Consider the following 6794-nt stretch of genomic DNA (forward strand, 5'->3'; position numbering starts at 1 on the left):
TGCCACGAGCGTTATGCGCTGAAATCGCAGGTCAGAGCAATATTTTGACGAGTTCAGCGAATTTCGACGCCCGACACGGAGCGTTTGCCCTTGCGGAGCACCGCCCAGTGCCCATGCAGCAACAACGCGCCTGCAATGACGGCATCAGGATCGCTCATGCGCTGATTGTTGACGTAGGCGCCGCCGTCAGCGATGGCCCGCCGCGCAGCGGACTTGCTGTCGACCAAGCCGCTCGCCACCAGGGCGTCGACCACCGTGGGGGGTTCGGAAAATTCGACGGTGCCTGCTTCGCGCAGCGCCGCCGCCAACGTGGGTTCAGGCAGGTCGCCCAGCTCGCCACGCCCGAACAATGCCTGAGCCGCGAGCTCGGCCGCTGCCGTCTCGTCCGCCCCGTGCACGAGGGTCGTGACCTCGGCGGCCAGCCGGCGCTGCGCGAGGCGTTGCCCCGGACTCTCGGCGTGTTGCAGCATCAAGGCGTCGATCTCGTCCACCGGGACGAAGGTGAACTGCTTGAGGTACTCACCGACCTTGGCGTCCTCGGCCTGGATCCAGGACTGGTGGAAGGCGTACGCGCTCGTGCGTGCGGGATCGAGCCACACCGTGCCGCTCTCGGTCTTGCCGAACTTGGTGCCGTCGGCCTTGGTGATGAGCGGCGTGGCCAGCGCATGCACTCGATGGCCGTCGGCGCGGCGAATCAACTCGACGCCGGCGGTGATGTTGCCCCACTGGTCGCTGCCGCCGGTCTGCAGCACACACCCGTGCCGGCGGTGCAGCTCGAGGTAGTCCATCGACTGCAGCAGCACGTAGCTGAACTCGGCGTAGCTGATGCCGGACTCGAGACGGCTGCTGACGACATCGCGTGCGAGCATCCGATTGACCGGGAAATGCTTCCCGATGTCGCGCAGGAAATCGATGGTGCCGAGGCCTGCGGTCCAGTCGAGGTTGTTGACCATGATCGCCGCGTTGGCGCCATCGAAATCGACGAAGGCTGAGACCTGAGCTTGGATGCGCGCCACCCACTCGCCCACGATCTCGGGCGTGTTCATGACCCGCTCCCCCGCTTCCTTGGGGTCGCCGATCATGCCGGTGGAGCCGCCGACCAGCATCAACGGGCGATGGCCAGCGATCTGCAGACGTCGCGCCGTGAGGATCTGCAGCAGATTGCCGATGTGCAGGCTGGGCGCTGTGGGGTCGAAACCGACGTAGTACGTGATCGGACCCTCAGAGAGCGCCGCTCGCAGGGCGTCGGGATCGGTCGAGTGCGCGATGAGACCCCGCGCTTCCAGGTCGTCGAGGACGTGTGTCACACCGGCGACCCTATCGCCCGGGGGAGCCCGAGCAGTCAGGCCTTGACCGCCACGACGGGGACGTCGGAGTCGAGCAGGATCGACTGCGCGACGCTGCCGAGGATCAGCTTGCCGACGGGACTGCGATGTCGGACGCCGATGACGACCATCGTGGATCCCGACTGCTCGACCTCGAACAGCACGGCCTCGGAGACGTCGGCGCCGTCGACCTGGCGCACCTCGTACGCAACCTCGGCGGGCGCCACGTCGGCGGCGAGTCCCTCCCCCGGACGATTCACGGTGATGATCACCAAGGATTCGAGCGTGGCGCGAGCGTGTGCAGCGGCCCAGTCAAGAGCCGCCCGCCCGAATTCGTCCGGCCGGTAGGCGACGGCGATGGTCATGCCGTGAACTCTAGTGCCCGCGGGTCCGGGAGCGCCGGAATGAACCACCTCGTGGGTGACGTTGTGACTGCCGTGAACCGTCCCGTCAAGGTCGACATCTGGTCCGACATCGCCTGCCCTTGGTGTTTTGTGGGCAAGCGCCGCTTCGAGCAGGCGGTCGCAGCGTTCGAAGAGGCTGGCGGGCAGGTGGAGGTGGAGTACCACTCCTTCGAGCTGGCACCCGACACCCCCGTCGACTTCGCAGGCACTGAGGTCGACTTTCTCGTGCAGCACAAGCACATGCCGGCCCGACAGGTCAGCCAGATGCTCGGGCAGATGACCAACCTGGCCGCAGCCGAGGGGCTTGCGTACGACTTCGACGCGCTGCAGCACACCAACACCGCCCTGGCCCACCAACTGCTGCACCTGGCCAAGAAGCACGGCTGCCAGCTGGACATGAAGGAACGGCTGCTGTCGGCGTACTTCCAAGAAGGCCGCCACGTGGGGCGGATCGACGACCTGGCCGATCTGGCCGCTGAGGTAGATCTGGACCGCGACGAGGTCGTGCAGGCTCTGACCAGCGGCACCTTCGCCCACGACGTCGAAGCTGACCGCGAACGAGCGGTTGACTACGGCATCGGCGGAGTGCCGTTCTACGTGATCGACGCGCGGTACGCGGTGTCAGGGGCGCAGGATCCGGCGGTCTTCGCAGAGGCGCTTCGCAAGGCCGCGGCCACAAGGCCCGCCTCCGACGGCTGACACCGATGGTCGGACTAGCCGATCTCCCACTCGGCCCGGAACTGATCGGGGCTCATGGACGCGAGGTCGTTGCGTACCCGCTCCAGCAGCGGAAGAGAAGCCGCCGATGCTCCCCCGGCGATCCGCAGCTCTTCGGCATCGTCACTGCGGCGACGCACCACGACGTCCCCACTGGTGGTCATCTCCAGCAGTCCACCGGTCATCGCACACCACAGGTCGAGCGCCGAGAACACGATCTTTCGCACCGGTCCACGCACCGGCGGTTCGAAGGCGGACGAGTAGACCTCGTCGGCGGTCGCGGGCCCGTAGGTGGCAGTCATGACTCCACGGTAGGCGCTCGCTGGGCGCGGGGGCTTCGTCGATAGGCCGAGACGGTCCGATCGTCGGTGAGCCAGAAGCGCCACGGCACGTCCGCGGCCTTGGACACACCCACCCGGGGGCCGGAGCTGATCTTGCCGGCGGCTGCCACCGCGGGTCCCAAGGTGACTCCCCCCGGTGCGAACAGATCGGTACCGAGGTCGACCCGAGTGATGTCGAGTGCCCGGGCAAGATTGCCGGGGCCGCGGGCCAGCTGATGGTCCGGCACTCTTCCCCTGCGCTCGCGAGCGAGCGGCATCCCCTCGATGACCTCACCGGCCCTGATCAGCACGGCGGCTGCCTCGTCGGTCGGTCCCGTGACCACATTGGCGCACCAGTGCATGCCGTACGCGCGATACACGTACAGGTGCCATGCGGGGCCGTACATGGGCTCAGACCTCAGGGTCCGTGTGAAGGCGTGGGACGCCGGATCGTGGATGCCGCCGTAGGCCTCCACCTCGGTGATGCGCACCGCCACGTCGTGACCTCGCAGGACCCGTCCGAGCAGCGACCGGGCACGCTGATCGACCGGCTGATCATCCCGGTCCCTCACCGCCGGCCCTCCGAGTCGCGACACCGCTTTGGTCAGCTGACGGACTCGAGGATGACGTCCTCGGCCGGAGCAACGCCGTCGGGGCCGTTCCCGTCGGCCTCGATCTCCTGCGCCACCTTCAGGCCAGCCGCATCGACGCTGCCGAACACGGTGTAGGCCGGCGGCAGCTGGGCATCAGCCAGCACGATGAAGAACTGCGACCCATTCGTGTCTGGGCCAGAGTTCGCCATGGCGAGAGTGCCGGCCGGATAGGTCTCAGATCCACTGAGCTCGTCGTCGAAGGTGTAGCCCGGGCCACCGGTGCCGCTGGCCGAGGGATCGCCGCACTGCAGCACGAAGCCGGGAACCAGTCGGTGGCAGGCCGTGTCCGCGAAGTAGCCCTGTTCGGCCAGGGAGACGAATGATCCGACGGCGCACGGCGCCGTGTCCGGGGTGAAAGTGGCCTTGATGTCGCCTCGGTTCGTGGCAATCGTCAGCGTGTCAGCGGACTTCGGATCACCCGGAGGCAGCTTCGCCTCCTTGACCGCATCGCCGGTCGACGTGTACTTGCAGGCCCCACTGGACGACGCTGCACCGGCCGCCTCATCGGAGTCAGAACCGCAGGCGGTCAGCACGGACAGCAGAACCAAGGGCGCCGCGAGGGCGGGGAGGCGAGGACGCATGCCACGCAGCCTAACGATCCGGCCGAAGCCGGGGTCAGCCCAGGCGGGCGCGCAGCTCGGCCAGCTGCTCGGCTACCCGGCCGGGGGCGGTGCCGCCGCGGGCGTCGCGAGAAGCCAACGAGCCCTCGACGGTCAGGACCTCCCGCACGCTCTGCCCCTCGCCCCCGGGTGTGAGCAGCGGCGAGATGGCGGCGAAGTCCTCGTCTGACAAGTCCCACAGCTCGATGCCGCGCTGTTCGCAGGTCTGCACGCAGGCGCCCGACAGCTCATGGGCGATCCGGAACGGCACACCCTGCCTGACCAGCCACTCGGCAATGTCGGTGGCCAGCGCGAATCCTTGTGGCGCGAGCGCGGCCATGCGCTCTGTGTGAAAGGTCAGGGTGGCCACCATGCCGGTGAAGGCGGGCAGCAGGACCTCAAGGGTGTCGATCGAGTCGAACACCGGCTCCTTGTCCTCCTGCAGGTCGCGGTTGTACGCCAACGGGAGCGCCTTGAGCGTGGCGAGCAACCCTGACAAGTTGCCGATCAGACGACCGGCCTTGCCGCGCGCAAGCTCGGCGATGTCGGGATTCTTCTTCTGCGGCATGATGCTCGACCCGGTCGAGTACCCGTCGTGCAGCGTGACGAAGTCGAACTCCTTGGTGTTCCAGAGAATGATCTCCTCAGCGAACCGGGAGAGGTCAATGCCGATCTGGGCTGTGACGAAGGCGAACTCAGCGACGAAGTCGCGGGCGGCAGTGCCGTCGATGGAGTTGGGCGTGGAGTCGGTGAACCCGAGATCGGCCGCCACCGCGCGGGGATCGAGCCCCAGTGACGTTCCGGCCAGCGCACCGGAACCGTACGGTGAATCGGCCGCCACGCGGGCGTCCCAGTCGGCGAGGCGGTCCAGGTCGCGTACCAGCGGCCACGCATGCGCCATCAGGTGGTGCGACAACAGCACGGGCTGCGCGTGCTGCAGGTGGGTTCGTCCTGGCATCGGGTCGGTCAGGTGCGCCTGAGCCTGGTCGGCGATCGCACCGACCAGATCCCGCACGAAGGTGTCGAGGACCCGGGCGTGGTCGCGCAGGTAGACCTTGAACAAGGTGGCGACCTGGTCGTTGCGAGACCGTCCCGCCCGCAGCCGGCCGCCGAGCTCAGGGCCGAGCCGTTCGATCAGGCCTCGCTCGAGGGCCGTGTGGACGTCTTCGTCGTCGGGTTCGGGCAGAAAGTCGCCGGTCGACACGTCACCAGCGAGCGCGTCGATGCCCGCGATCAGGGTGGTGAGATCGTCCGGCCCGAGCAACCCCGCGGCAGCCAGGACGCGGGCGTGGGCCCTCGAGCCGTCCAGGTCGTACGGTGCGAGCCGCCAGTCAAAGTGAGTGGAGCGGGACAGCTCGACCAGCTCGGGCGATGGGCCGGATGCGAATCGCCCACCCCACAGGCTGGTCTTCGCACCGTCGGCGTCAGAAGGAGATGTCACGCTCATACCCTGTCAGTTGGTTCGGTGGGCAGGTCGGCCAGCGCGAGGAAACGACGAGCCATGGCCTCGCCGCCCGCCGGATCGCGGGCGATCAGCATCACCGTGTCATCGCCGGCAATCGTGCCCAACAGATCGGGCTGGGCCGTGTGATCGATCGTCGACGCCAAGAACTGTGCCGCCCCCGGAGGGGTGCGGAGAATCACCAGGTTGGCCGATGCCTCCGCCGACACCAGCACGTCGCGGGCGATGCGCTGCAGCCGGTGCTGCGCTGCCTCCGTGGACTCTGCCGAACGAGGCGTGCGATCACCGCCCTCAGCAGGCACGGCGTAGACCAACGATCCGTCGCTGTGCCGCACGCGGACAGCGTCGAGCTCGACCAGGTCACGCGACACGGTCGATGCCGTGGCGGTCACACCGTGCTGGTCCAGCAGCACGGTGAGGTCACCTTGCGAGCGCACCGTGTGTCGACCCAACAGGTCGATGATGAGCTGCTGCCGAGCGGCCTTCGTCGCGGGAATGCTCATCATCTGCCGTCCTGAATTCGCCCGAGGCCGGCGCTGATCAGCTGCTGCCGATCGGCCTTCGTCGCAGGAATGCTCACGTGCCAGTCTCCCGATCAGCTGCCTTCTCCAGCAGCCACACCAACAGCGCCTTCTGGGCGTGCAGCCGATTCTCCGCTTCGTCCCAGACCACGCTCTGCGGACCGTCGAGGACCTCGGCGGCGATCTCGAGGCCGCGATACGCGGGCAGGCAGTGCATGACGATGGCCTCTGGATCGGCCAACGCCATCGCTTCGGCCGTGATCGAGTACGGACCGAACAGCGCGAGCCGCGCCTCCTTCTCCGTTTCCTGGCCCATCGACACCCAGGTGTCGGTGATGACGACATCAGCGCCGGCCATCGCTGCGGCGGGGTCCGTGGTGGCGCGCACCGAGCCACCCGTCGTGGCCGAGATCTTCTCGGCATCGGCGAAGACCGTGGGATCAGGCTGGTGGCTGGGCGGGGCGCCGACGCGCACGTGCATGCCGGCGGTGGCCCCGCCGAGCAGGTACGAGTGCGCCATGTTGTTGGCGCCGTCTCCCAGATAGGCCACCGTGAGCCCGGCCAGCTGGCCCTTGCGCTCGATGATCGTCTGCCAGTCGGCCAAGATCTGGCACGGGTGGAATTCGTCGCTGAGCGCGTTGATGACTGGCACGCCAGCGTGTTCGGCCATCTGCTCGAGACCGAACTGAGAGTACGTGCGCCACACGATGGCGCTGGTCATCGAGCCCAGCACTCGAGCTGTGTCAGGCACGATCTCGCCGCGCCCGCCCTGGGTGGCCGCGGCGTCGAGGAC

The 6794-nt window shown here is 67.8% G+C and carries 9 protein-coding genes; 1 reads left to right on the forward strand and 8 read right to left on the reverse strand.

Features of this window, described 5'->3' with window-relative positions:
* Positions 1–53: 53 nt before the first annotated feature.
* The gene (tyrS, locus tag WB508_RS04350; RefSeq protein WP_423843659.1) at positions 54–1307 is read right to left on the reverse strand and encodes a tyrosine--tRNA ligase; all 1254 of its coding nucleotides are present in this window, start codon (positions 1305–1307) and stop codon (positions 54–56) included.
* Between the two features lie 35 nt (positions 1308–1342).
* A complete protein-coding gene (locus tag WB508_RS04355; RefSeq protein WP_423843660.1) occupies positions 1343–1690 on the reverse strand; it encodes a universal stress protein in 348 nt (115 codons plus the stop codon).
* A 51-nt stretch (positions 1691–1741) separates the two neighbouring features.
* Between WB508_RS04355 and WB508_RS04360 the strand changes: the two genes are divergently transcribed.
* A complete protein-coding gene (locus tag WB508_RS04360) occupies positions 1742–2428 on the forward strand; it encodes a DsbA family oxidoreductase (RefSeq protein ID WP_423843661.1) in 687 nt (228 codons plus the stop codon).
* A 14-nt stretch (positions 2429–2442) separates the two neighbouring features.
* On the opposite strand, the gene WB508_RS04365 is transcribed toward WB508_RS04360, so the two are convergent.
* From WB508_RS04365 to argF, 6 genes are all read right to left on the reverse strand, one after another.
* The gene (locus tag WB508_RS04365) at positions 2443–2748 is read right to left on the reverse strand and encodes a hypothetical protein (protein WP_423843662.1); all 306 of its coding nucleotides are present in this window, start codon (positions 2746–2748) and stop codon (positions 2443–2445) included.
* Positions 2745–3338 carry a DNA-3-methyladenine glycosylase gene (locus WB508_RS04370; RefSeq protein WP_423843663.1) on the reverse strand — a complete coding sequence of 198 codons (594 nt, stop codon included), beginning with the start codon at positions 3336–3338 and terminating at the stop codon, positions 2745–2747. The genes WB508_RS04365 and WB508_RS04370 overlap by 4 nt, the downstream gene beginning before the upstream one ends.
* A 32-nt stretch (positions 3339–3370) precedes the next feature.
* Positions 3371–4000, reverse strand: coding sequence for a peptidylprolyl isomerase (locus WB508_RS04375; RefSeq protein ID WP_423843664.1), 630 nt, complete (start codon positions 3998–4000; stop codon positions 3371–3373).
* Positions 4001–4034: 34 nt separating this feature from the next.
* Entirely contained in the window at positions 4035–5465 is a 1431-nt protein-coding gene (gene argH, locus WB508_RS04380; RefSeq protein ID WP_423843665.1) for an argininosuccinate lyase, read from the reverse strand.
* Positions 5462–5983 (reverse strand): arginine repressor, encoded by a 522-nt coding sequence (locus WB508_RS04385; RefSeq protein ID WP_423843666.1) that lies wholly within the window; start codon positions 5981–5983, stop codon positions 5462–5464. The genes argH and WB508_RS04385 overlap by 4 nt, the downstream gene beginning before the upstream one ends.
* A 73-nt stretch (positions 5984–6056) precedes the next feature.
* Positions 6057–6794: ornithine carbamoyltransferase (gene argF, locus WB508_RS04390; protein WP_423843667.1), on the reverse strand; the 738-nt coding region annotated here is incomplete at its 5' end.

Source organism: Aeromicrobium sp. (assembly GCF_049586495.1).
Lineage (GTDB): Bacteria > Actinomycetota > Actinomycetes > Propionibacteriales > Nocardioidaceae > Aeromicrobium.